This is a genomic window from Campylobacter geochelonis, from assembly GCF_013201685.1.
GTDB lineage: Bacteria > Campylobacterota > Campylobacteria > Campylobacterales > Campylobacteraceae > Campylobacter_B > Campylobacter_B geochelonis.
Genome location: NZ_CP053844.1, coordinates 1,764,151 through 1,788,549, shown reverse-complemented (window position 1 = coordinate 1,788,549; position 24,399 = coordinate 1,764,151). Strand labels below are relative to the sequence as shown.

The window sequence follows — 24,399 nt, the reverse complement described above, 5'->3', positions numbered from 1 at the left end:
TTAAACCCAGATATTATCGATTAATCTTGTGTTGCCAACATAAGCTGCTACTAAGATGATAGTGTTTTCAAGCTCTACTTTGCTAACTTCGCGAAATTCTCTATCGACAATGGCTACATAATCGACCTTTAAAGGCTCTAAGATTTTTTTCATTTCAAGCTTTATGGCATTACTATCCATTTCGCCAGATTTGATTAAATTTCCAGCTTTAAGCAAGGAGCGAGAGAGTTTTAAAGCGCTTAGTTTTTGCTCTTCATCAAGGTAGACATTTCGTGAGCTAAGTGCCAAACCATCGGCTTCTCTGATGATATCGCAAGGGACTATCTCTAAAGGCATAAAAAATGTTTTAACTATATTTTTTACAATTGCTACTTGTTGAGCATCTTTTTTACCAAAATACGCACGAGTTGGGCGAACTATGTTAAAAAATTTATTTAAAACTCTAAGCACTCCATCAAAATGCCCTGGTCTTGTAGCGCCTTCGAGTATAGAAGCGATTTTTGCTGGCGCTTTGATGAGTGGCTCATCTTCAAAATACATCTCTTTAGCCAGTGGCATAAAAAGAACGTCTACTTTGCAAAGCTCACAGACTTTTTTATCGCCTTCTTCGTTTCTTGGGTATTTATCTAAATCCTCATTTGGCAAAAACTGCGTTGGATTTACAAAAACAGAAACTACTGTAAAATCGTTCTCTTTGACAGATTTTTCTATCAAAGAGATATGTCCTTTGTGTAAAGCACCCATAGTTGGGACTAAACCAATGGAGCCTTGAAGCGTTTTTAAATGCTCTTTTAGCTCGCAAATTGTGGTGATAACTTGCATATAAATTTCCTAAGTTCTAAATTTACGCGATTATAGCTTAAATTTTATAAAAGAGTCTTTACAACTGTTTGTTATTTTAATGCTTAATTTGATAAAATAAGATAAAAAAAGGAGATGGTCGTTGAAAAAATTGCAAGCGCTACTTAGACATGATGCTATTGGTGGAATTTTGATTATAACTGCTACAATTTTAGCTTTGATTTGCCAAAATACAATTTTAACTGATTTTTATAATGAGCTTTTAAGAACCGAATCAGGCTTTGTCATCGGCGAATACAAAGTTATAAAGCCTATTTTGTTATGGGTAAATGATGGGCTTATGGCAGTTTTTTTCTTTGCTATTGGACTTGAGATAAAAAAAGAGATTATGATAGGCGAACTTAGCACTCCTTCTAAGGTCGCACTTCCAGTAATCGGTGGTATCGGTGGCGTTGTTGTGCCATCTTTGATATTTGTCGCTTTTACTTTTAGTGATCCGTTTTTGGTAAAAGGTTGGGCGATACCAACGGTTAGCGATACTGCTTTTGCGCTTGGAATTTTGCTTCTTCTTGGCTCTCGCGTTCCGCCATCTTTAAGGCTGTTTTTGCTTCTTTTAGCCATTATCGATGATATTTGTGCGGTTGTGATAATCGCTATATTTTATACGGGCGAGTTATCAAATTTTGCTTTATATATGGCTGGAGTTGCTTTTGTTATCATGGCGGTTTTAAATATTTTAAAAGTAAACAAGCCACTATTTTACTTTGCGGCTGGAGCTTTTATGTGGGTTGCGTTTTTAGAATCAGGCGTTCACTCTACAATAGCAGGCATCGTTGCGTCGCTCTTTATCCCGCTAAAACCGATAAAAGGCTATAGAATGCTTATAGGCATAGAGCATAGCTTAAAAGGCGTGATTACCTATTTTATAATGCCAGTTTTTGCCTTTGTAAATGCTGGAATTGCTCTAAATTCTCAAGCATTTTTAGGACTACTTCATCCAGTATCTTTAGGGATAATCTTTGGACTTTTGATTGGAAAGCCGGTTGGAATTTTTATCTTTTCATATGCGGCTATAAAGTTAAAATTATCAAATTTACCAACAGGGTCAAATTTCAAGCAGTTTTTAGGGCTTGGATTTTTAACAGGAATTGGCGCTAGTATGAGCTTATTTATCGATTCGATTGCTTATGAAGATAGCGATTTATTTGTTTATGCAGATAAACTTGCTATACTTATAGCATCATTTTTAGCAGCATTTATCGGTTGGTTTATTTTAAGAAATGCTACGGTAAAATTGAAATAAAGTAAATTTTGTTAGAAGGAAAACTTTGGATAGTTATGAATACACAGAGCTTTTAAAAACTTTAAAAAATAAAGTTGAAAACATATCTTTAATCATAAAGCCAGAAATTATAAAGGCTAGATTAAAAGAGATTGAAGATATGCAAAATGACCCATCTTTTTGGAATGATGCTAAAAAAGCGGGTGAAATAGGAAAAGAAAAAACTAAAATTTCATCTATGCTAAACAAATTTCAAAATGCTAAAAATGCAGTAGATGATGCAAAAGATATATATGATTTGGCAAATGAAGAGCAGGATTTAGAGACTATAAACTCACTTTATGAAGATGCAGATGAGCTTGAAGAAAGAGTTGTAAATTTAGAAGTTGCGATGATGTTAAGTGGCGAAAATGACTCTAAAAATGCCATTGTAACGATTCACCCTGGAGCTGGCGGAACTGAAAGTAGTGATTGGGCTAGTATGCTTTATAGGATGTATTTAAGGTTTTGTGAGCGTGAGGGATATAAGGTTGAGGTTTTAGACTTTCAAGAGGGCGATGAAGCTGGGCTTAAAGATGTGAGTTTTATCGTTTCTGGAGAGAATGCTTACGGGTATTTAAAAGCAGAAAATGGAGTTCACAGACTCGTTAGAGTAAGTCCTTTTGATAGCGCAGGCAGACGCCATACGAGCTTTTCAAGCGTTATGGTAAGTCCAGAAGTTGATGATGATATCGTTATAGATATAGAAGAAAAAGACTTGCGATTTGACTACTACAGAGCTAGTGGAGCTGGTGGACAACATGTTAATAAAACTGAAAGTGCGGTTCGTATAACTCACATACCAACAAACATCGTCGTGCAGTGCCAAAACGATAGAAGCCAACACAAAAACAAAGCAACAGCGATGAAAATGTTAAAATCGCGCCTTTATGAACTAGAGTTAATGAAACAAAGCGAAGCAAATAATAGCGTAGAAAAAAGCGATATAGGCTGGGGGCATCAAATCCGCTCATATGTGCTTTTTCCATATCAAAGCGTGAAAGATAACAGGTCAAATTTAGCTTACTCGCAAGTAGAAGCGGTATTAGATGGCGATATAAAAAAGATAATCGAGGGAGTTTTAATCTCTCATGCAGATAAAAAATAAATTTCTTATGAAAGGATTGATATGAACGAAGAGGGAATTTTAGTATCTTTAGGATATGTTATGAGCGATGCGAGTTTAGCGCAACTTAGAGCTATACTTTCAAAATGCGATTTTAATCAAAATGAGCTTGAAAAAATTGTTTTGTTAAACGATAAAATCAAAGCTTATGGCGCTTATGTTGCTATGTCAAATTCAAATGATTATTTTAAAATCAAAAACGAATCAGACAGCGAAGATGTTAGAAAGCTAGTTAGAGAGACGATTTTTGCGTGGTCTGATAAGTATAAGTTAAGTATAGAAAAAGTTGATGGTAAAGAGACATTTTATATCACAGGAAGATACTAAGGAGTTGATATGAAAAAGATAACCAAAATTTTGGTATTTTCTATACCAATCTTTTTTTTGGGTTGTACGGCTCAAAACCAAGGAGTTAAACCAAGCGCTACCACCCAATCTGGAAAGCAAGATTCACAAATAGTTCAAAAAGCAACTACAAATTTAGCTCAAATTTGTGATGGTTTATCTATAGCAGATTGCGCTTATAAGGGCGATAAGTTCTATAATCAAGGTGATTTTAGATCAGCTATTTACGCATATGATACAAACTGCGCTAGACAAGATGTAAACTCATGCTTAAAAATGGCTAAAATGTTTGAAAAAGGCGAGGGTGTAAGCGTAAGCAAAGCAGCTGCGCTTGATATATATGAAAGAGCTTGCTACTCTGGAAACACTCCAAGTTGTAAAGATATGCAAAGACTTCAAAAGTAATTTCAGTTGCCAAATTTATGCTAGTTAGGCTAAATTTGGCACTTTTGTTTTAAAATATTATTTAATTTTAACTCGCGATAAACTCAAATTGAGAAATTTTTAGCTATAAATTTGGTTATAAAATTTAAACACGGTGTTTAAATTTGTAACTTTTCTAAATTTAATGGGCTAAATTTAGAAAAATTCCACAAAATACCTATCATATAAAAAACTATATCCAAAGCTAGAAGTGGAATTTAATAGATAGGGTTTGCATATGGGAATTTTGATTTTACTTAATGCATTTAGTTTAAAGCGCTAGATTAGTTGGATGTGGATTGTATACATAGAAATTTTTAAACAAGTTTGATGGGTAAGATTTGATTTTATTGTGTGCTAGTCGCACGTTGTGGATAAGTTGTGAGTTAATTTTTGCTCATCGCCAAAATCAAGGTTTTACTAAATTTAGATTTTAATATTTTGCAAAAAAGTCTGTTATAAAAGCTACAAATTCATCGCTTTTTGCATAGAAGATGTGATTTTATCTTCATCAAGACTTTGATTGTAAAATAAATTTAGTGCTAAAACAGCTTGAAAAATCAGCATATCAGCGCCATTTTTAGACTTTAAATTTAGAGAATTTACTAAATTTAAAAATGGAGTTGGTTTGTTATAAATCACATCAAAGGCAAATTTAGACCCTTTTAAAACCTCTTTAAGCAAAACTTGTGGCATAGGAAACTCATCATCTTTTAGTCCAGCTGAAGTTGAGTTTACAACTAAATCATAGCCTTTTGGCGTAAAATCATCCCAGCTAAAAGTGTTAAAATCGCTAAATTCACTTAAGCGGTTTTTGCTTCTGTTTATTATATCAATCTCTATATTTTGTGATTTTAAAGCATAGGCTAGAGCTTTAGAAGTTCCTCCAGCTCCGATTATAAGAGCAGTTTTTATGCCCTCAAATGGCGCTATGGATTTTAAAAATCCAGGCGCGTCTGTGTTGTATCCATAAAGCAAATCGCCTTTTTTAACAATAGTATTCACTGAGCCTATGTTTTTAGCGTGAGAGTCTAAAACATCACAAATTTCAAACGCTACTTGTTTGTATGGAACTGTGATGTTTGCGCCATCAAGCCCTAAAGTGTTAAATTTAGCTTTTAAAAGCGCGCCATCTTTAAGCCAAACTCTGCCATAAAAGGCATCTAAATTTAGCTCTTTTATGGCAAGATTATGCAGCCTTGGAGATATAGAGTGGGCAATCGGGTCTCCAAAAACTGCAAACTTTTTCACTATTTTACCTTGTAGATAAATGCATTTTTGTTGATAGCAGCTCTTATGTTAGCTATCTCTTTGCTAAGCTCTGCACCGCTATATGGACCAACTAAAACTTTAGTAAATTCTTTTCCATTTACTGTGGTTTTGTGAAGTTTATAGCCATATCCTTTGCTTTCTAACTTTTTGATATAGTCAGCATCTGGTTTAAATTCACTAGTTGCAAGAACTTGTATATAACTACCTTTTGGCACATCTGTGTGCGAAGTGGTTGGCTTTTGCGCTTTTGTGGCAGTAGGATTTACTTTAGTTTTAGGCTCAACTTTTTTAACCGGTGCTTTTTTCTCAGGTTTGGTTGCAGTTTTTGGTTGCTCTTTTTTGGCTGTAACAACTACAACTTCTTTTTTAGGCTCAACTTTTTTAACTTCGCTCTTAGTCTTTATAGGCTCAACTTTTTTAATCTCGATTGGTTTAGGTTCGATTGGTTTTGCTTCAACAGGCTTAGTCTCTACCGGTTTTACCTCTACTTTTATCTCTTGTTTTATAGGTTCTACCACGGTTGGTTTGATAACTTGAGAGGTTGCGCTAGGAGTTTGTGGTTGAGACGCCTCATTTACTTTTGGTTTTTCTTCTATAATTATAGTTTTTTGTGGCTCTTGTGCTTCTGGTTTTGGTTTAAAAATCAGCTCTTCGCTAGGCATAACAAGAGGTTTGTTATCTACTTCGCCGCCACTATTAATAAATTTCATAATGATAAGCACTATAAGAAACAAAACAACTAATATCGCTATTGCTGTTAAAATTTTTTTGACATTATTAGATCTGCTTTTTTCGGGATCTAGTACAATGCTATCATTGAGGTTAAATTTATTATCTTTCATGCAAACTCCTATTTAAATTTTAATACATCGCTCTATCATAAATGATAAATTGATGAGCTAGTTCTTTTACCTCTTTTTTCACTTTTGCTTGAAGCTCTGTGTTGTTGATATCATCTAGCACATCTGCGATTTTGTTTGCAATAAAGCCAAACTCAGCCTCTTTCATACCGCGCGCTGTCAAAGCTGGGCTTCCTATACGAACGCCACTTGTTACAAACGGACTTCTAGTCTCGCCTGGAACTGTGTTTTTGTTAGTTGTAATTCCAGCATTTTCTAACGCGTTACTTGCCTCTTTTCCACTAAAGTCATTGTTAAGCAAGCTTAGTAAAACTAAGTGATTTTCAGTACCACCACTTACTAAGTCATATCCTCTGCTTACTAAAACTTCGCCTAATTTTTTGGCATTTGCTTTTACCTGTTTTGCATATACTTTCCACTCATCGCTTAAGTTGTGTTTAAAACCAACTGCTTTACCAGCGATTACGTGCATAAGTGGACCGCCTTGAATTCCAGGGAAAATCGAAGAGTTGATTTTTTTAGCATACTCTTCATCATTTGTCATTATTATACCGCCTCTTGGACCACGAAGCGTTTTATGTGTGGTTGAACTTACGACGTGGCAGTGTGGGAATGGATTTGTATGCTCACCAGCTACAACAAGACCAGCCACATGAGCTACATCGGCAAACAAAAATGCGCCAACACTATCGGCAATCTCTCTAAATTTAGCAAAGTCAATCTCTCTAGTATAAGCACTTGCGCCACAAACTATCATTTTTGGTTTTGTAATCTCTGCTATTTGGGCGATTTTTTCATAGTTCATTCTACCATCAAGTTCAACGCCATAAAAAAAGCTCTCATAGTATTTTCCAGAGCTACTAACTTTTGCACCATGAGTTAAGTGTCCACCATGGCTTAAGTCCATACCTAAAATTCTATCTCCTGGTTTTAAAAATGCTCCATAAACACCTTGATTTGCTTGACTTCCAGAGTTTGGCTGAACATTTGCAAACTCACAACCAAAAAGCTCTTTACATCTATCTATAGCGATTTGCTCTATCTCATCGACAAATTCGCATCCGCCATAGTATCTTTTACCAGGATATCCTTCTGCGTATTTGTTAGTTAGGATTGAGCCCATAACTTCCATAACATCAGGATAGGTAAAGTTTTCACTAGCAATCATCTCAAGATAATCGCACTGTCTTTGTAACTCTTTGTTTGTTAGGTCAAATATAGCCTTGTCAAAACTCTCTAATGACATATTTACTCCTTATTTTCTTGTGTTTCTAGGTTTTTTATAGGTTTCATAGCTGGGAAAAGTATCACATCGCGGATAGATTTTTTGTTTGTTAGCAACATAACAAGTCTATCTATACCAATGCCCTCTCCAGCAGTTGGAGGCATAGCATAGCCAAGCGCTCTTACATAGTCTTCATCCATCTCATGAGCTTCATCATCTCCTGCGTTTTTCGCATCAATTTGTGCTTTGAATCTAGCGTATTGATCAAGTGGATCATTTAGCTCATTAAAGCCGTTTGCAAGCTCTCTGCCGGCGATAAATAGCTCAAATCTCTCTGCGATTTGACTATCTTCATCGCTTCTTCTTGAAAGTGGGCTTATCGAGATAGGAAAATCGGTTATAAAAGTTGGATTTATAAGCTTAGCTTCAACATAGTTATCAAAAAGTTCAGCCCACAAATGACCCATATCAAGCTTGTCATTTGCTTCAAAGCCATCAGATTTTAGTTTTGCTAAAATCGCTGTTTTATCATCTAAAATTTTAACATCTAGCCCGCCTATATCAACAAGTGCGTCTTTATAGCTAATGCGTGCAAAAGGTTTAGAAAAGTCGATTTTCATATCATCAAATTCGACTATCTCATCTAAATTTAGCCTCTTAATCAGCGTTAAAAATAGCTCTTGGGTTAAATTCATCAAATCTTTATAGTTATGATACGCCCAGTAAAACTCAATGCTAGTAAATTCAGGGTTGTGAGTTAAATCCATTCCCTCGTTTCTAAAGTTTCGATTTATCTCAAAAACGGCTTCCATGCCACCTACAACAAGGCGTTTTAGATAAAGTTCTGGCGCTATTCGCAAGAAACGTTCAACATCCAAAGCGTTGTGGTATGTAACAAACGGTTTTGCGTTTGCGCCGCCTGCTATTGGGTGCATCATCGGAGTTTCGACCTCTAAAAAGCCTTTATCTTCAAAAAAGCGTCTTATGGTGCTAACGATGATGGAGCGTTTTGTAAAGTCATCTCTAACTTCTGGGTTCATTATCATATCAAGGTATCTTTGGCGATATCTTGTCTCGATATCAACAAGCCCATGAAATTTTTCAGGCAACAAACAAATAGCCTTGCTAGCAAGAACAAGTTTGCTAACGTGGATTGAAAATTCTCCAGTTTTAGTGATAAAAGCATAGCCTTTAACTAAAACTATATCGCCAACTTCAAGGTTTTTCTTAAATTTAGCATAGTCTTCTTCTCCTATGCTGTCGCGCGAGTAATAAATTTGTATATTTGCGCTTTCATCTTCTATGTTTCCAAAGGTTGATTTTCCAGCAACTCTTTTTAACTTTAACCTTCCGCCAAGCGTAACTTCTTCATCACATCTTTTGTTTTCTAACTCTTTTATATAATCAAATTTAGCCTTAAACTCAGTTATACTCATATCTTTTTGTAAGAAATGAGGGTATGGGTTTGCGCCTAAATTTCGTAACTCATCAGCTTTTTCTATACGTTGTTGCTCTAATACGTTATCAAATATTTCCAAATTTTACCTTTTCATCTTTTTATTACAATCTGAACAAATTCCATAAAGTTGCATCATATGCCCAGTTAAAATAAAGCCATTTTCTTTAGCTATACTCATCTGTTTTTTCTCTATCATCTGATCTTGAAATTCTACTATCTTGCCACATTCTTTGCAGATAAGGTGGTCGTGGTGAGGCTTAGTAGCAAGCTCAAACTTTTTGCCTTGAGTTCCAAAAGATACAGATGTTACCATTTTTGCATCTTCTAATAAATTTAGCGTTCTATAAACAGTTGCTATGCCTATGTTTAGTTCTGGATATTTATCTTTGATTTTAAGATATAAATTCTCAGGCGTAAAGTGACAGCTACTGTTATAAAGTACTCTTAAAAGCGCTTCTCTTTGCTGGGTGTATTTTAAACCCTCATCTTTTATAACTTTTTTAAACTCATCTAATAAGGCATCAAATTCTAAATTTTCAATATTTTGACTCATTACTATCCTTTATATTGTTTGTGGCATTTGCGTCATTTTCTTCACTTGATTCATATACTACTTTTGTGTTGTTATCATCAGTTTTTAACTCAACTTCGTCTAAATTTATCTTAAAGTCATCTCTATCAAGCTGCATTAGATAGTTGCCTGTGCTTAAAAGATATGGATATATTATACTGTTTTGAAAGTATGGTTTAGCCTGTTCGTTTAAAAGTGCAGAAGATCTTATAAATACAGCCAAAATAGAAAAAATCAAAAATATCTTAGCGCTACTAAAAACAAAACCGGCAAGCTTATCAAAAATTCCAAGTCCGCTAAGTCCTAAAAGTTTTGCTAAAATTTCTCCTAAAATCAATGATATAAACCAAATAGCAAACAAAGCAGCTATAAAGCCAACTACTATCTCTGTGCCATTTCCATTCATTAGTCCGATTTGGTTTAGGTTATAGACATTAGCACTTATCCACTTTCCAACTACGGCTTTGTATTTTATAGCAGCTATAAATCCACCTATCATTCCAATAATACCAAAAATTTCTCTTATCATACCGCTTTTTAGCCCTTTTAAACCAAAAATCAGTATCAAAGCAAGCGAAATTATATCTAGCCAGTTTGCACTACCCATTTACGCTCCTATAACATTTGTAAGCTCTTGAAGATTTGTTGAATATCTAAGAGCATTTTCTTTTGTTATCAAATTTGCTCTAATAGCTTTTACAAAAGATTGAGTTTGCGTTGTCATGCCAGTTTGTTGCTGGTTAAGTTGCATTTGAGAGTAAATTTGATGAACTTTATCTTCTCTAATAAGGTTTGCAATAGCGTTGTTGTTGATTAAAATCTCATGAGCAGCAAGCCTTCCGCCACCTATTTTTGGAAGAAGTGATTGAGAGATAATCGCAGTTAGTGAAACCGAAAGCATGTTTCTAACTTGCGTTTGCTCACCTCCATCAAAGCTATCTGTGATACGGTTTATTGTTTGTATTGCTGAGTTTGTGTGCAGTGTTCCAAAAACAAGGTGTCCTGTTTCAGCTGCGGTGATGGCAATCGAGATAGTCTCTTTATCCCTCATCTCACCAACTAGTATGATATCTGGATCTTCACGAAGAGAGTATTTTAACGCTCTTGCGTAAGATTTAGTATCAGTTCCTATGTTTCTGTGAGAAAAAAGCGCTTTGTTGTTTTGATGAACAAACTCAACTGGATCTTCAACTGTGATTATATGTTTTCGCTCAGTTAAATTTATCTCATTTAACATCGCTGCTAGGGTTGTTGACTTACCGCTACCTGTTGGTCCAGTTACTAGTATCATACCCTTTTCTCTTTTTACTATCTCTTTAAAGATAGATGGAGCTTTTAAATCATCAAGTGATGGTATAGTTATAGGAATGATACGAAAAGCAGCCGCTAAGTCGCCATTCATAGTATAATAGTAGTTACCCCTGAAACGACCGATGTTTGGTATCTCAAGCGCAAAGTCAAGCTCTCTGTTTTCTTCAAGCTCGCTTTTTTGCGAGTCGGTTATAACAGCGTAGCAAAGATACTCTATATCTGATCCAGAAAGTGCGTCCATAGCAAGTGGTCTAAGCTTGCCATCAATTCTAACTTGTGGAGCACTTCTGCTTACTAAGTGAAGGTCGCTCGCTTTGTTTTGAACAACTACCTTAAGAAGGGATTGGATATCTATGTTTAAATTTCTTTTTTCTTCCATAGTTTAAGACTTATTCTATGATTTTTGGGACTACAAAAAAGCTTGCATCTGTGCTTGGAGCGTGGTTTAAAATAATATCTATAATCTCTTTATCGTTATTTGGTTCATCTTCTCTAAGAGGAGTTCCGCCAGATATGGTACTAACCGCTACTTTGTTTTTGTCTAAATCAAGCTCGTTTAAAATTTCTACAAAATTTACAATTTTATCAAGTTGGGATTTTATCTCTTCTCTTTTGTCATCTTCAATTTTTAAAGCACTTAGCTTTTCAAGCTTATTTAGTAGGTTATCATCTATCGCCATATATCTTTTCCTTTCATAAACAATAAAAAATCTTTTTATTATAACACAAATTAGCTTATATTAGGCGGTATTTAAAATATTTTATGCTACAATTGTGCAATATTTATTTTTTAAAGGATGTTTTTTGGCTATTAAAGATGATATCAAAGATGTGCAACAAAGTATAGGCTCAGAAGAGCAATTTTTAGAGAACATTATAAAAAGTGAGATGTTTGTTAGAAAATACAAAAAGATGCTGATAGCTATTTTTGTAGTTTTAGTTGTTGTTGTTTTGGGATACAGCTTGTTTAACTATATCGAAGATAATAGATTTCAAAGCGCTCATAAAGCTTATAGTGAGCTTGTAGCAGATCCAAACAACCAAAAAGCAAAAGATGAGCTTAAGTCAAAAGATAAAAATCTTTTTGCTATTTATGAACTTAGACAAGCCTTAGATGCAAACGACACAGCTAAAATCAAAGAGCTAGCAAGCAACACGGCACTTGATCCAATACTTCAAAATATTATAAAATTTGAAGCAGGAGAGGATAGTGGCGAGATGATGAGTGCATACTCTGCTTTTATGAAAGGTTATACACTTTTAAAAGAGGGTAAAATCGAAGCTGCAAAAAGTGAATTTGCAAAAATTCCACCAAATTCACAACTTAGCAATATAGCAAGAAATTTAAGACACTACAACGGAAGTAAAAAATGAAAAAAAATGTAATAATTACAGCAGTTTTAGCATCACTTTTACTAGCTGGTTGTTCTACAAAAAGACAGTATTTCTCACCACAAGATGAAGAGATAAAAGGTGAAGTATCTTATGAGTATAAATTACCAGATAATATAGCCCAAACTACCATAAATGGCGCTACTTTAAAAGACGGCACGATAGTTACTAAAAATGGCGTTTTTAGTGGTTTTAAGCTTGAAAAAGGCGAGAAATTTTTAGGAGAATTTGATGGCAAATTTGCATCTTCAAATTTAAATGGAAATTTTAAACTTAGAGATAGTGCTGGAAATATTTTGCTTGAAAATGATTTTGATGAGCAGGTAGTTTCTGCTAGTATTAATGGAGATGATTTGGCTTTAGTTTCTGCAGATAACGCTATTTATCTAATAAAAATTTCATCAAACAAAACAGTTCTAGCCCAAAAATTTCCAAGCGTTTTTACGATAGATTCAAGAACTGCCTCACCGCTTTTTATCGAAGATATCATCGTATATCCATCTCTTGATGGAAGGCTTTTTATAGTTCATAGAGCAAGTGCAAGAATTATGCAAGATATGTTTGTAAGCACCGAGCCGTTTTTTAATAATATTATATTTTTAGATATGGTCGGACAAACTATGTATGCTGCAACAAACACAAACCTTGTGCTTCTTAGCCCGACAGGAAATAAAAGATTAGTAGAAGATATAAAAGATGTATTAAGATATAAGGATAAATTTTATATTCTTAAAAAAGATGGAGTTATAAAAGTGTATGATTTAAATTTAAACGAAGTTGCGCAAAACAAGTTTAAATTCGCCATCTATTCGGGTGTTATCGCTAAAAACGATAGCTTATATATCTTTGAAAAAACTGGATATTTTATAAAGACAGATTTAAATTTACAAAACCCTCAAATTTTTGAGCTAAGCGATGAGATAGATGATAAAAGTTTTACTGGAAGCGACGCTTTTTACTATGATGATAGATATTTAAAGCTTGATTAATGAACCAAAAACTAACGGAAATTTTGATAGAAAAAGGTATGCTTTTTAAAAAAACAAAAAGCATAGAACTATCAAAATTTACCCGTTCAAAGTCTTATAGCGCCTTGTTTGCTGTGGATATGAAGTCAAATAATACTTTGATTTTTATAAGAGATGCGCTTAGTAGATTTTTACAAAAAGATGTTGCGATTTTAGAAGAGATTTCAAATTTAGTAGCTGATGATGAGGGGAAAGTTATCAAAAAAAAACTCTTTTTTTATAACTCTCAAATTTGTTCAAAAAGCCTAAATTTACTAAAAGAAAAAGGCTGGAGTAGTTATGCTTTTGTGTGATATAGGCAACTTTTCTGCAAAAATTTATGATAATGGCAAAATTTCTCATATGAGCATAGAGGCTTTAAATAGCTATTTGCCAACCCAAAATATATACTATATAAATGTAAATTCTAAATTTAGCCCAAAAAGTTCTAAATTTATCGATATAGCTTCATGCTTTGAGTTTGATACGGCCTATAAAGGGCTAGGAATCGATAGAATAGCGGGTTGTTATACTATCGAAAATGGAGTTGTGGTTGATGCAGGAAGTGCTATAACTGTTGATGCGATGCTTGAAAACAGGCATCTTGGCGGCTTTATACTTCCTGGGATTAGCTCGTATTTAAAGGCTTATGAAGAGATTTCTCCAGCTTTAAAAATTCCATTTAACTCTCAGATAGACCCAAACGCTATCCCGCAAAAAACAGCCGATGCGGTAACTTATGGCGTGGTTATGCCTATAATTTTATCTATAAAAGATATTGCTAAAAATCAAAAGATATTTTTTACCGGTGGAGATGGTAGCTTTTTTGCTAAATTTTTTGATAATGCTATTTTTGATAAAAATTTAGTCTTTCGAGGTATGTTAAAAGCAATAAAACAAAAGGATTTAAAATGATAACAGTAGCTCTTCCAAAGGGACGAATCGCAGATGATACGCTTAAAATTTTTAGACAAATTTTTAAAAGTGATTTTCTTTTTGAAGATAGAAAACTTATCATGGAAGAGGGAAATTTTCGTTTTTTAGCTGTTAGAAATCAAGACATACCAACTTACGTATCAAACGGAGCTGCTGATATCGGAGTGGTTGGGCTAGATGTGCTTGAAGAGCATAAACCAGATGTTTTAAGACTTTTGGATTTGGGTATAGGAAGGTGTAGAATTTGTGTTGGAGTTAGAAACGAGTATGAGTTAGACTACAACAACCCAGGCATTAAAATCGCAACTAAAATGCCAAATATAACGCGCGAGTATTTTGCCTCAAAAGCAACACCAGTTAAAATCATAAAACTTTATGGCTCAATCGAACTAGCTCCTTTAATCGGGCTAGCTGATGCGATAGTTGATAACGTAGAAACGGGCGCTACTATGAAACAAAACGGACTTAAGGTGGCTGAAGTTATCATGCAAAGTTCAGCTCACCTAATAGCTAACAAAAACAGCTATATCATAAAAAGAGATGAAATTTTAAGCTTATATGATAAAATTTCAGCCATTTTATAAAGTAAGGTTGTTGTGATACATCCTTATCTTTTCGACTAAGATGTTTATAACTCTTGAGAATGTTTCACTCTCATCTTTATCTTTAGCATAGACTATAGAAAGATCTCTTAAGAATTTAACGCCTCGTATTTTAACCTCATAAAGTCCATCATCAAGTTCGCCTTTAAGAGCAAACTTTGGCATACAGGTAAAAAGAGTTTTATTTTTTATACATCTTTTTATAGACTCTGTTGAAGTTAGTTCTAAAATAACGTTTAAGCTAAGATTTTTTGGTAAATTTTCAAACAAAATATCTCTAGTTCCAGAGCCTTTTTCTCTTACAACCCAGCCTAAATTTGCTATTTCTGCTATGCTAAATTCTCTATCTTGAAATCTCTTATCGCCAGTTACAACAACAAGTTCGTCATTACAAATTTTTATAGAGCTGACTTCGTTATCTCTTAGGTTGTTTTCAATCAAGCCTATATCGCACTTATTTTTTTTGATAAATTCTAAAATTCTTTCAGTGTTGCATATTATAACATCTAAATCAATGTTAAAATCTTTATTTGTAAAATCGCTTAAGATATAAGGAAGTAGGTAGTTTCCGACGTTTTGACTAGACATTATGCTTATGTCAAACATACTAGAGTTCCTCATATTTTTTTCTATTTCTAAAATTTTATAATACACTGGAGTGATAGAATTTAAAAAAGCCCTGCCTCTTTCGTTTAGGATTAGACTTTTACCTCTTCTGTCAAACAGATTTCCATTTAAAGATATTTCAAGGTTTTTTATGGCAATAGACATAGCTGATTGAGAAATTCCGAAGAATTTAGAACACTCGCTAATCTGTCTTAGTTCGCAAACTTTTAAAAAATACTCTATTTGTTTAAGTGTCATAAGATTCCTTTATAAAAAATATTCTTTAATTATAGCAAAATAAATAGCAACTTTATATAAAAATTTTAGATATAATTATGGGATTTATTTTAAAAAACTAATATAACAGGTGAAAAAATGAACAAAAACAAGCCAAATAGGCACTTTCATAGTGTAACAAAAAGAGAAAAATTCAACGAAAAAAGCACAAAAAAATTATATTTTTATAGAAAAGTAAGTTCGTGGGTTATCATTATGGTTATAACTTCGTTGGCTTTTTTGATTTCGGAGTTAAAACCAGTCAAAACTTTAGCCATAAGTCCACTTATAATCGCTGTAATTTTAGGAGCAATTTTTGCAAATACAGCTAAAAATTCGACAAATTTGCTTAAAAAAACATCAGTTATCGCTATATCAACAAAGCAAATTTTGCGACTTGGAATTATATTTTATGGGTTTAGAATCACAGTTTATGAAATCGCACTCGTTGGCGTTGGTGGTGTAAGCATGGCGTTTTTGATAGTTTTTACTACATTTTTTATCGGTTATTTTGTCGGCCGGATGATTGGGCTTGATAAAAAAAGCTGTATTCTTATAAGCGCTGGAAGCTCGATTTGTGGGGCGGCGGCAGTTTTAGCTACTGAAAGCGTTGTAAAAGGAGGAAGCGCTAGAGTTGGCGTTGCGGTTTGTACGGTTGTTGTTTTTGGCACGATGATGATGTTTGTATATCCTTTGCTTTTTAAGGCTGGAGTTTTTGACATTAACGCCTCTCAAATGGGCTTTTATATGGGTGGCACACTTCATGAAGTGGCTCACGCAGTCGCTGCTGGATGTGCTGTTGGAGGTGAGGGCGAAGAGTTAAGTGTGATTATAAAAATGCTTAGAGTGCTAATGCTTGTGCCGTTTTTAATGATGATGGGAGTTGCTAAAAATTTTATGATTGCTGGCGATAGCGCTAATAAGGGAGTTAAAGGTTCTATCCCATACTTTGCGATTTGGTTTTTAGTCGCTGTTGGGGTTGGCTCGTTGTTTACTGGTGATTTTAGAGCTTTAGTTTTGCCGTATTTAAATTTTGCCGATACGATTTTGTTAAGCGTTGCGATGGTTGCGCTTGGGCTTGGTATTAGAAAAGATATCTTAAAAAGCGCTGGTAAAAAGCCATTTATCTTAGCTTTTATCTTGCTTTGCTGGTTGGTCGGGTTTGGATATGTGGCGACTTTGGTTTTAAGCTAAATTTAATGATTTGAAAATATGTTTCTCAAAAATTTTTAGCTGCCACTTCGTATAAAAATAGAAATTTGCAGTTAAATTAGCAATTTTAAAGTGTTTTTTAAAAATGCGTAGAATTTTTGTGGCTATGCGATAAATTAGGCTAAATTTAGGCTAATTTAGTTTAAAACGCATTTGCATTTTTTTAGCTTAAATTTAGCTTATGCGTTTAGACTCGCTGGTTTGTGGATAAATTTGCTATTTTTTAGCAAAAAGTATTGCTAAATTGAGCCTTGCTTTAAATTTTTATAAATATATTTTGTTTTTAAATTTATATAAAATATTTTAACAAAGCTATAAACGAACATTTACACTATATTTCTTGCTTAAATTTGCAAATTTTGATAAAAGCTTGATTTTATCATCATAAAAAGGCATTTAAATTTAGCACACATCTAAATTTGTAAATTAAAAAATATCTAAAAAATAAAACTATCATAAAAATACTAAATTTTACTAAAAGTAACAACTAAATTTAGCTATAAAATATAAATTTATATCACATTTTACTGCTTTAAAAAGCAAAGTAAATTTAGACATTTACCTTTGAAAAAGTAAATTTTACTAAAGATATTAAAAATAAATTTTTATAAAGTTAAAATGAATATAAATTTATAAAATATTAAGAATAAAAGCTAAATTTATATTAAAAATTCATATAAATTTAGCTTTTTAAAAGCGCGAGTTTAGATTGATTTTATGCCGTATAAAAAGACAACTAAAATGATAACTGGCAAGATGTATTTGACATAAATCAGCCAAGCCTTTGCCTTTTTGATATCGACTGTATGCTCGTTAGTAATCTCTGCTAATGCATCATCTTTTAAGACCCAGCCAACATAAAGAGAGCAAAGAAGTGCTGTTAAAACAAAGAATATATTTGCACTGATAAAATCAAACGCATCAAAGACAGAGCGCCCTAAAATACGCACGTTTGACAAAACTCCATCTGAAAGCAAGCAAGGTATGTTTCCTAAAAGAAAAATGCCGCCAAGAGTGTAGTTTGTAGCCTTTGTGATAGAGATTTTAAAGCGCTCTTCAACTACATTGATGATAACTTGATATATCGTTATTGATGTTGTTAGGGCTGCGATTAATAAAATCAAGAAAAAAACCACCGCTATAACGTTGCCAAATGGCATATGAGAAAAGGCAATCGGAAGGCTTTTAAAAACCAAAGATGGACCACTACTTGGCTCAAGTCCTGCTGTAAAAAGGGTTGGGAATATCATAAAGCCAGCTAAAACTGCTATGACTGTATTTAGCACGCCTGTTATGGTTGCAGTTTGAAAAAGCTTCTCATCTTTGTTTAAAAAACTTGATAACGTTATCATAACGCCAAATCCCAAAGATAGCGCAAAAAAGACTTGTCCTAGAACGTCGATTAGAAGTTTTGGAGTGATTTTAGAAAAATCTACACTAAGATAAAATTTTATCCCCTCAGCCGCGCCATCGAGCGTTAAGTTGTTTGCAATTATCGCAAGAAAGCATAAAAAAAGTGCTGGCATAAGAAATTTAACATACTTTTCAATGCCATCGATTATGCCTTTTTTTAAGATATACCAGTTTATCGCAACGAAAATAAAGGTATAAAGTCCCACCATTAGCGGATTATTAGCTATATTATTATCATAAAAAGCAGTTGTGTAGGCTTGATCTGTGATTTTAGCTGAGAGGTCAAAATTCCCCATCAAAATATTTGCTATATATGTCATAACCCAGCCGCCAAGAACCATATAGTAAGCTAAAATTCCAAACGAGCCAACCAAGCCCATATAGCCTACGATTTTCCATGCTTTGTTTATTTTTGTGCCATCTTTTTTAGCCACGCCAAATGCATCAACTGAGTTTTTCATCGCTCTTCTTCCGATAACATTTTCAACTAAAATCATCGGAATTCCAAGCGCTATCATCGCTATACAAAAGACTAGAACATACGCCCCACCGCCATTTTCTCCTACTAAATAAGGAAACCTCCAAGTACAGCCAAAGCCGATAGTCGCTCCAGCAACGGTTAAAATATAGGTTAGTTTGTTACTCCAAGTCTGTCTTTGCACTTTTTGCCTTTTGTTAAAATTTGTAGAATAAAGCGGTAAATTTAGCCAAATTTAGCTTAATTTAAGTAGTAAATTTTGGCTAAATTTGGAAAAAGTGGTGTTAAATTTGCTCTTTTTTAAGCTTTTCTAAAAACTCTTCGATGTTGTATTTTTCTCTATAAGTTTCGCTCATTAAGTGAACTATAATATCGCCAAGATCAATCACGCTCCACTCATCGCTACTTTCAATATTTAAAAATTTCTCTTTAAAAGGTTTTAAAACCCCTTTTAAATCATCAACCAAAGATAGCGCATGGCGACCTGTTAAAGTGGTTGCTATGATGACAAATTTAGCCATATACTCTTTCTCGCTCATATCGATAACTTCGATGTTTTCAGCCTTTTTTGTGTCTAAAAGCTCAGTTATGGCTTTTACTCTTTTTTCCATTTTTAATCCTTGATAAAATTTAATCACACTTTCGCGAATTTGAGGTAAAATTCCATCTTCGCTGATGAGATTTCGTATTTTTGTGGATGAGATATTAACATTTAAATCAATTTTTTGCAAATTTGGTGGTATTTTTATCCCATCGCGAGCGATAACTACAAACTTTACTAAATTTTTGAGCCTTTCAAACTCATCCCATAAATGAAGCGAACTTAAGTGATCTGCTCCTATGATAAGATATAGTTTTTCTATATCATACTTTTTTTTAAGCCATAAAACACTTTCTATGCTAGGAACTGGGCGGTTTTGTAAAATTTCATAATCACAAATTTCAACTTTATCTAAATTTTGCCAAATTTTCTTAACCCATTTTAATCTAAGCTCTGGTGGGGCGCAAAAGTCTGATTTAAAGGGATTTATAAAGGTTGGCATGATGATAAGCTTGTCTATAACTAAATTTGCTAAAACCACTTTTACAACGCCATCGTGTCCTAAATGAGGCGGATCGAAACTTCCGCCATAAAGTGCAATCTTCATTTAACGTTTTTTAACCTCAATTTTTGTAAAATTAGCAAAATTATACCCAAAAGGATATTATATGGCATTAAAAGTTGCAATTAACGGTTTTGGCCGCATAGGAAGATGCGCGGCTAGAATTATCTTAGATAGAGATGATGTGGAGCTTGTAGCGATAAACGATACAGCCAAAAGAGATATAACTAGATATTTGTTACAGTATGATTCTGTTCATAGAGAATTCAAAAAAAAAGTTGAAGTTATAGATGATGATTATATCGCAGTTGATGGCAAGAAAATCCGCGTTTTCTCAACTAGAGATCCGCAAGAACTTGGGTTTAAAGAATTTGGCGCAGAAGTCGTGCTAGAGTGCACGGGTGCGTTTTTAACCACGCAAAAATGCCAAGCATATATCGATATGGGTATGAAGCTTGTAGTAATGAGTGCACCTGCTAAAGATGATACGCCAACTTTTGTTATGGGTGTAAATGAGCATACTTACAAAGGGCAAAATATCATTTCAAACGCAAGTTGTACTACAAACTGTTTAGCGCCGATTGCAAAAGTTATAGATGAGAAATTTGGCATAGTAAAAGGCTACATGACTACAGCTCACGCATACACAGCAAGCCAAAATTTACTAGATGTAAAGGGTAAAGATTTTAGAAAAAGTAGAGCGGCTGCGATTAATATAATACCTACCACAACAGGCGCTGCAAAAGCGATTTCTTTAGTGCTTCCAAATTTAAAAGGCAAGTTAAATGGACTATCTTTAAGAGTTCCAGTGCCAAATGTTTCTATGGTTGATTTAAGCGTTTTGGTATCTAAAGATGTAACCGCTCAAGAGGTAAATGCCGCATTTAGCGAGTATGCAAATGGTTCGATGAGAGGAATTTTACTAGTTGATGAGGACGAGAGAGTTTCGAGTGATTTTATCTCATCAAGTTACTCAAGTATCGTAGCTAAAGATGTAACTGGGGTTGTTGATTCAAATATGGTAAAAGTCATGGCATGGTATGATAATGAGTGGGGTTATAGCACCAGACTTGTAGACTTAGCAGTTTATGCGATGAAAAATAGGGGCTAAGAGATGAGAGAGCTTTTATCAGTTAAAGATATGAATTTTACAAAAGATGCTAAGGTTTTTATAAGATGTGATTTTAACGTACCAATGGATGAATATAGAAATATCACAGATGATAGGCGAATTCGCTCAGCCATCGCAACTATCCGCTACTGCTTAGATGAGGGTTGTAGCGTGATTTTAGCTAGCCATTTGGGTCGTCCAAAAGAGGGTTTTGAAGATAAGCTTTCACTTGAGCCAGTTTCAAAACGCCTTTCAAGACTTTTGCAACGTGAGGTTAAATTTGTTAAAGATGTTGTTGGAGAGCAAGCTAGTGAAGCGGTCGATACGCTAAAAGCTGGCGAGATTTTACTACTTGATAATCTTCGTTTTGAAAAGGGCGAGACAAAAAACGATGCTTTGTTTGCTAAAAAGCTAGCTTCGTATGGGACGTATTATGTAAATGACGCATTTGGCGTATGTCACAGAGCGCACGCTTCGGTTGAAGCGATAACTAAATTTTATGATGATGAGCATAAGGCGGCTGGATTTTTGCTTCAAAAAGAGATAGCTTTTGCACAAAATCTTATAAAACGTCCAGCGCGCCCTTTTGTAGCGGTTGTTGGTGGAAGTAAAGTAAGCGGCAAGCTTCAAGCGCTTAAAAACCTACTTCCAAAAATCGATAAGCTAATCATCGGCGGCGGTATGGCATTTACTTTCTTAAAAGCGCTTGGATATGATATAGGAAACTCACTTTTAGAAGAGAATTTGATAGATGATGCGCTTAAAATCCTAAACAAAGGCAAAGAACTTGGAGTTAAAATTTATCTTCCAGTTGATGCGATTGCAGCGCCTACTTGCTCGCAAGATAGTGTTATGAAGTACGTAACAGCGCAAGAGATACCAAATGGCTGGATGGGGCTTGATATAGGACCTGCTACTGTTGTGCTTTTTAAAGAGGCGATTGATGATGCGCAAACGATTTGGTGGAATGGTCCGATGGGTGTTTTTGAGATAGATAAATTTGCAAGAGGAAGTTTTAGAATCAGCCATGCCATCGCAGAAAGCCCAGCAACAACGGTTGTTGGTGGTGGCGATACAGCCGATGTTGTGGAGCGCGCTGGCGATACAGATGAGATAACGTTTATATCAACTGGCGGTGGAGCAAGCTTAGAGTTAATAGAGGGCAAAGAGCTTCCAGGCGTTAAAGTGCTACTTAAAAAGGAAGAAGATTGATATATGCAGCAAATTTAAAGTGTAACCACACAAGACAGAGCTTTTCTTACTATGCAAAAGCTCTTGATGAGGGCATTAGCGATGAAAAAGTGCTTGTTTTTCCTCCAGCAAGTGCTTTTAGTAAAGGCGAGTTTAAATTTACTCAAGGTGCGCAAAATTTCTATCCGGTAAAAAACGGCTCATACACAGGCGAAATCGGCAAAGATATGCTTGATGAGTTTGATATAAAAACTGTTCTTATCGGACATAGCGAGAGGCGAGTGCTACTTGGCGAGGATGAGAGTTTGCTAAAAGCTAAATTTGACTTTGCAGCAAGAGAAGGTTGGGATATAGTTTATTGTATCGGCGAGAGCGATGTGGTGCATATGAACGGTTCTACAAAGGAGTTTTTAGCAAGCCAACTTAAAAACATAGATTTAAGTTATAAAAAGCTAATTATCGCTTATGAGCCAATTTGGGCGATAGGCACTGGAAAAGTCGCTAATGGCGAGATTATCCATGAAGTTTTAGAACATATCGCTACTTTTACAACCGCGCCTTTGCTCTATGGCGGAAGTGTAAATGAAAAAAACATAAGTGAAATCGCTAAAATAGAGCTTTGCGATGGAGTTTTGGTAGGTGGAGCTAGTCTGGTTGCGACTGAGTTTTTAAAGCTGATAGAAAAAGCTGGAAGAAAATAGCTTTTAAATTTAATAAATTTGGTTTGGGGATAACAATGGATATTAAAGATATGGAATTTAGTGAGAAGAGATTAGAAATTTCATTAGAAGATATGAATGATGATGAAATTACAAAATTCAAAACAGAGATGTATCAAGCCTTGTATCTTGCAATTTTTAAAACAGCAAATGAACAAAAAAAAGCAAAAATAAGGACATATAGTAGTATTGAAAACAGTAACAATACTTTGTCTGATGACGAGTTTAAAAAACTTAAAGATAAAATGCAAAATATAATTAATCAGAAAAAAAATAGAGAAGTTTTAGAGAGATTAAAGAATAAATGAAGTATTTAACTTTAAAGCAAGCAATCGAATTTCATGAGCAAATAATTGCAACATCTGGTGGCTTAGGAGGATATAATGAAATCCAATTAGGTTATTTAGACTCAGCTTTAAAGCAAATACAAAATGATGATTATTATTCAGATTTTATTGAAAAATTAACCCATCTAATACACTCTTGTATAAAATTTCATCCATTTTTAGATGGGAACAAGAGAACTTCTATACAGCTTGGAAGAGCTTTTATAGAAATGAATTTTCCAGGAGCTGATATTGACGATTATTATTTAAACATGGAAGATATGGTTGTTGGAGTAGCTGAAGGTAAAATAGCAAAAGAAAGTTTGTATAAAAAATTACAAGAAATGGTAGAAGTAAGAATTAAGGGAATAAAGATAATAAAAAAAGATGGCAGTATTGAAGAGCTTGACTTAGAAAAACTTAATCAAATAATAGTAGAAATTTTAACAAATAAAAATAAGGACAAGAAATGATTTTAAAAGGCAAAAAAGGGCTTATAGTTGGCGTTGCAAATACAAAATCAATCGCTTATGGTATCGCTAAAGCATGTCGTGAGCAAGGCGCAGAACTAGCATTTACATACTTAAATGATGCGCTTAAAAAGCGAGTTGAGCCGATTGCAGCTGAGCTTGGAAGTGATAAAATTTATGAACTTGATGTAAATAACGAAGAGCATTTTAAAGCTTTGGTAGTAAATTTAGAGCGTGATTTTGGCAAATTTGACTTTGTACTTCACGCTGTTGCTTATGCTCCAAAAGAGGCGCTAGAGGGCAGGTTTGTAGATACTACAAAAGAGGCGTTTGATGTTGCTATGCAAACTTCGGTTTATTCGCTTTTAAGTCTTACAAAGGCGGTTTTACCACTGCTTAATGATGGTGGCTCGATTCTTACGCTAACTTATTTAGGCGGAGAGAGATTTATCCCGCATTATAACGTTATGGGCGTGGCAAAAGCAGCACTTGATAGCGCTGTTAAATACCTTGCGAGGGATTTAGGAGCGCAAAATATAAGAGTAAATGCTATTTCGGCAGGTCCGATTAAAACATTAGCAGCAAGTGGGATAGGGGATTTTCGTATGATTTTAAAATGGAACGAGCAAAATGCCCCACTTAAACGAAATGTTAGCATAGAAGATGTTGGCAAGAGCGGAATGTATCTTTTAAGCGATCTTTCAAGTGGTGTAACAGGCGAAATTCACTATGTCGATGCTGGATATAACATCATGGGAATGGGCGATGTAACCACCGATGAAGAGGGTAAAACCACTCTTTGCTGGGATAAAAATCAAGATAAATAAATTTGGCTAACTTAGC

28 protein-coding genes and 1 pseudogene are annotated in these 24,399 nt (G+C 34.4%); 16 read left to right on the top strand and 13 right to left on the bottom strand.

Annotated elements, in window-relative coordinates:
* Complete coding sequence (gene panC, locus CGEO_RS08235) at positions 1-822, bottom strand: pantoate--beta-alanine ligase (protein ID WP_075540133.1); 822 nt, start codon at positions 820-822, stop codon at positions 1-3.
* A 121-nt stretch (positions 823-943) separates the two neighbouring features.
* On the opposite strand from panC, the gene nhaA reads away from it, so the two are divergent.
* The 4 genes from nhaA to CGEO_RS08215 are packed head-to-tail and all read left to right on the top strand — an operon-like array spanning position 944 to position 3,998.
* The gene (nhaA, locus tag CGEO_RS08230; protein ID WP_172658131.1) at positions 944-2,104 is read left to right on the top strand and encodes a Na+/H+ antiporter NhaA; all 1,161 of its coding nucleotides are present in this window, start codon (positions 944-946) and stop codon (positions 2,102-2,104) included.
* 25 nt (positions 2,105-2,129) lie between these two features.
* Complete coding sequence (prfB, locus tag CGEO_RS08225) at positions 2,130-3,230, top strand: peptide chain release factor 2 (RefSeq protein ID WP_075494558.1); 1,101 nt, start codon at positions 2,130-2,132, stop codon at positions 3,228-3,230.
* 21 nt (positions 3,231-3,251) lie between these two features.
* Positions 3,252-3,575: a type II secretion system protein gene (locus CGEO_RS08220; protein ID WP_075494557.1), complete on the top strand. Its 324-nt coding sequence runs from the start codon at positions 3,252-3,254 to the stop codon at positions 3,573-3,575.
* Positions 3,576-3,584: 9 nt separating this feature from the next.
* Complete coding sequence (locus CGEO_RS08215) at positions 3,585-3,998, top strand: SEL1-like repeat protein (protein ID WP_075494556.1); 414 nt, start codon at positions 3,585-3,587, stop codon at positions 3,996-3,998.
* Between the two features lie 483 nt (positions 3,999-4,481).
* Here CGEO_RS08215 and CGEO_RS08210 read toward each other — a convergent pair whose 3' ends face one another.
* From CGEO_RS08210 to gatC, 8 genes are read right to left on the bottom strand one after another with little or no spacing between them, the layout of a single operon-like run.
* Positions 4,482-5,267, bottom strand: a complete 786-nt coding sequence (locus CGEO_RS08210) for a shikimate dehydrogenase (RefSeq protein WP_075540134.1) — start codon at positions 5,265-5,267, stop codon at positions 4,482-4,484.
* The gene (locus CGEO_RS08205) at positions 5,267-6,130 is read right to left on the bottom strand and encodes an SPOR domain-containing protein (RefSeq protein WP_075540135.1); all 864 of its coding nucleotides are present in this window, start codon (positions 6,128-6,130) and stop codon (positions 5,267-5,269) included. The genes CGEO_RS08210 and CGEO_RS08205 overlap by 1 nt, the downstream gene beginning before the upstream one ends.
* 19 nt (positions 6,131-6,149) lie before the next feature.
* Positions 6,150-7,394 (bottom strand): serine hydroxymethyltransferase, encoded by a 1,245-nt coding sequence (locus CGEO_RS08200; protein ID WP_075494553.1) that lies wholly within the window; start codon positions 7,392-7,394, stop codon positions 6,150-6,152.
* Between the two features lie 2 nt (positions 7,395-7,396).
* Positions 7,397-8,905, bottom strand: coding sequence for a lysine--tRNA ligase (gene lysS / locus CGEO_RS08195; RefSeq protein ID WP_075540192.1), 1,509 nt, complete (start codon positions 8,903-8,905; stop codon positions 7,397-7,399).
* Between the two features lie 9 nt (positions 8,906-8,914).
* Complete coding sequence (locus CGEO_RS08190) at positions 8,915-9,385, bottom strand: Fur family transcriptional regulator (protein WP_075494552.1); 471 nt, start codon at positions 9,383-9,385, stop codon at positions 8,915-8,917.
* Positions 9,369-10,010, bottom strand: coding sequence for a CvpA family protein (locus CGEO_RS08185; RefSeq protein ID WP_075494551.1), 642 nt, complete (start codon positions 10,008-10,010; stop codon positions 9,369-9,371). The genes CGEO_RS08190 and CGEO_RS08185 overlap by 17 nt, the downstream gene beginning before the upstream one ends.
* Positions 10,011-11,093, bottom strand: coding sequence for a type IV pilus twitching motility protein PilT (locus CGEO_RS08180; protein WP_075494550.1), 1,083 nt, complete (start codon positions 11,091-11,093; stop codon positions 10,011-10,013). It abuts the gene before it with no gap.
* A gap of 10 nt (positions 11,094-11,103) precedes the next feature.
* The gene (gene gatC / locus CGEO_RS08175; RefSeq protein WP_075494549.1) at positions 11,104-11,394 is read right to left on the bottom strand and encodes an Asp-tRNA(Asn)/Glu-tRNA(Gln) amidotransferase subunit GatC; all 291 of its coding nucleotides are present in this window, start codon (positions 11,392-11,394) and stop codon (positions 11,104-11,106) included.
* A 124-nt stretch (positions 11,395-11,518) separates the two neighbouring features.
* Between gatC and CGEO_RS08170 the strand changes: the two genes are divergently transcribed.
* The 5 genes from CGEO_RS08170 to hisG are packed head-to-tail and all read left to right on the top strand — an operon-like array spanning position 11,519 to position 14,633.
* Positions 11,519-12,088, top strand: a complete 570-nt coding sequence (locus CGEO_RS08170) for a hypothetical protein (RefSeq protein WP_075494548.1) — start codon at positions 11,519-11,521, stop codon at positions 12,086-12,088.
* Complete coding sequence (locus CGEO_RS08165) at positions 12,085-13,095, top strand: hypothetical protein (protein ID WP_075540136.1); 1,011 nt, start codon at positions 12,085-12,087, stop codon at positions 13,093-13,095. Before CGEO_RS08170 ends, CGEO_RS08165 begins: the two co-directional genes overlap by 4 nt.
* A complete protein-coding gene (locus CGEO_RS08160) occupies positions 13,095-13,427 on the top strand; it encodes a hypothetical protein (protein WP_075494546.1) in 333 nt (110 codons plus the stop codon). Before CGEO_RS08165 ends, CGEO_RS08160 begins: the two co-directional genes overlap by 1 nt.
* On the top strand, positions 13,414-14,028 hold the full coding sequence (locus CGEO_RS08155; protein WP_075494545.1) for a type III pantothenate kinase: 615 nt from the start codon (positions 13,414-13,416) through the stop codon (positions 14,026-14,028). Before CGEO_RS08160 ends, CGEO_RS08155 begins: the two co-directional genes overlap by 14 nt.
* Positions 14,025-14,633: an ATP phosphoribosyltransferase gene (hisG, locus tag CGEO_RS08150; RefSeq protein WP_075494544.1), complete on the top strand. Its 609-nt coding sequence runs from the start codon at positions 14,025-14,027 to the stop codon at positions 14,631-14,633. The genes CGEO_RS08155 and hisG overlap by 4 nt, the downstream gene beginning before the upstream one ends.
* Here the strand turns inward: hisG and CGEO_RS08145 are convergent.
* Positions 14,628-15,515 carry a LysR family transcriptional regulator gene (locus CGEO_RS08145; RefSeq protein WP_075494543.1) on the bottom strand — a complete coding sequence of 296 codons (888 nt, stop codon included), beginning with the start codon at positions 15,513-15,515 and terminating at the stop codon, positions 14,628-14,630. The two genes, hisG and CGEO_RS08145, sit on opposite strands and share 6 nt — an antisense overlap.
* Positions 15,516-15,632: 117 nt before the next feature.
* Between CGEO_RS08145 and CGEO_RS08140 the strand changes: the two genes are divergently transcribed.
* Positions 15,633-16,727, top strand: coding sequence for a YeiH family protein (locus CGEO_RS08140; protein ID WP_082258972.1), 1,095 nt, complete (start codon positions 15,633-15,635; stop codon positions 16,725-16,727).
* Positions 16,728-17,449: 722 nt separating this feature from the next.
* On the opposite strand, the gene CGEO_RS08135 is transcribed toward CGEO_RS08140, so the two are convergent.
* From CGEO_RS08135 to nadD, 3 genes and pseudogenes are all read right to left on the bottom strand, one after another.
* Positions 17,450-18,820 carry a sodium-dependent transporter gene (locus CGEO_RS08135; RefSeq protein ID WP_075494542.1) on the bottom strand — a complete coding sequence of 457 codons (1,371 nt, stop codon included), beginning with the start codon at positions 18,818-18,820 and terminating at the stop codon, positions 17,450-17,452.
* 100 nt (positions 18,821-18,920) lie between these two features.
* Positions 18,921-19,247 carry a ribosome silencing factor gene (gene rsfS / locus CGEO_RS10240; RefSeq protein WP_242647992.1) on the bottom strand — a complete coding sequence of 109 codons (327 nt, stop codon included), beginning with the start codon at positions 19,245-19,247 and terminating at the stop codon, positions 18,921-18,923.
* Between the two features lie 57 nt (positions 19,248-19,304).
* Positions 19,305-19,784, bottom strand: a pseudogene (nadD, locus tag CGEO_RS10235) (nicotinate (nicotinamide) nucleotide adenylyltransferase); the annotation flags it as partial.
* Between the two features lie 61 nt (positions 19,785-19,845).
* On the opposite strand from nadD, the gene gap reads away from it, so the two are divergent.
* From gap to fabI, 6 genes are read left to right on the top strand one after another with little or no spacing between them, the layout of a single operon-like run.
* Positions 19,846-20,850, top strand: coding sequence for a type I glyceraldehyde-3-phosphate dehydrogenase (gene gap, locus CGEO_RS08125; protein ID WP_075494540.1), 1,005 nt, complete (start codon positions 19,846-19,848; stop codon positions 20,848-20,850).
* Positions 20,851-20,853: 3 nt separating this feature from the next.
* On the top strand, positions 20,854-22,062 hold the full coding sequence (locus CGEO_RS08120) for a phosphoglycerate kinase (protein ID WP_075494539.1): 1,209 nt from the start codon (positions 20,854-20,856) through the stop codon (positions 22,060-22,062).
* Positions 22,059-22,742, top strand: coding sequence for a triose-phosphate isomerase (locus tag CGEO_RS08115; RefSeq protein WP_075494538.1), 684 nt, complete (start codon positions 22,059-22,061; stop codon positions 22,740-22,742). Before CGEO_RS08120 ends, CGEO_RS08115 begins: the two co-directional genes overlap by 4 nt.
* Positions 22,743-22,777: 35 nt before the next feature.
* Positions 22,778-23,068: a hypothetical protein gene (locus CGEO_RS08110; RefSeq protein ID WP_075494537.1), complete on the top strand. Its 291-nt coding sequence runs from the start codon at positions 22,778-22,780 to the stop codon at positions 23,066-23,068.
* Positions 23,065-23,559: a type II toxin-antitoxin system death-on-curing family toxin gene (locus tag CGEO_RS08105; protein ID WP_082258973.1), complete on the top strand. Its 495-nt coding sequence runs from the start codon at positions 23,065-23,067 to the stop codon at positions 23,557-23,559. Before CGEO_RS08110 ends, CGEO_RS08105 begins: the two co-directional genes overlap by 4 nt.
* On the top strand, positions 23,556-24,383 hold the full coding sequence (gene fabI, locus CGEO_RS08100) for an enoyl-ACP reductase FabI (RefSeq protein ID WP_075494536.1): 828 nt from the start codon (positions 23,556-23,558) through the stop codon (positions 24,381-24,383). The genes CGEO_RS08105 and fabI overlap by 4 nt, the downstream gene beginning before the upstream one ends.
* Positions 24,384-24,399: the final 16 nt, after the last annotated feature.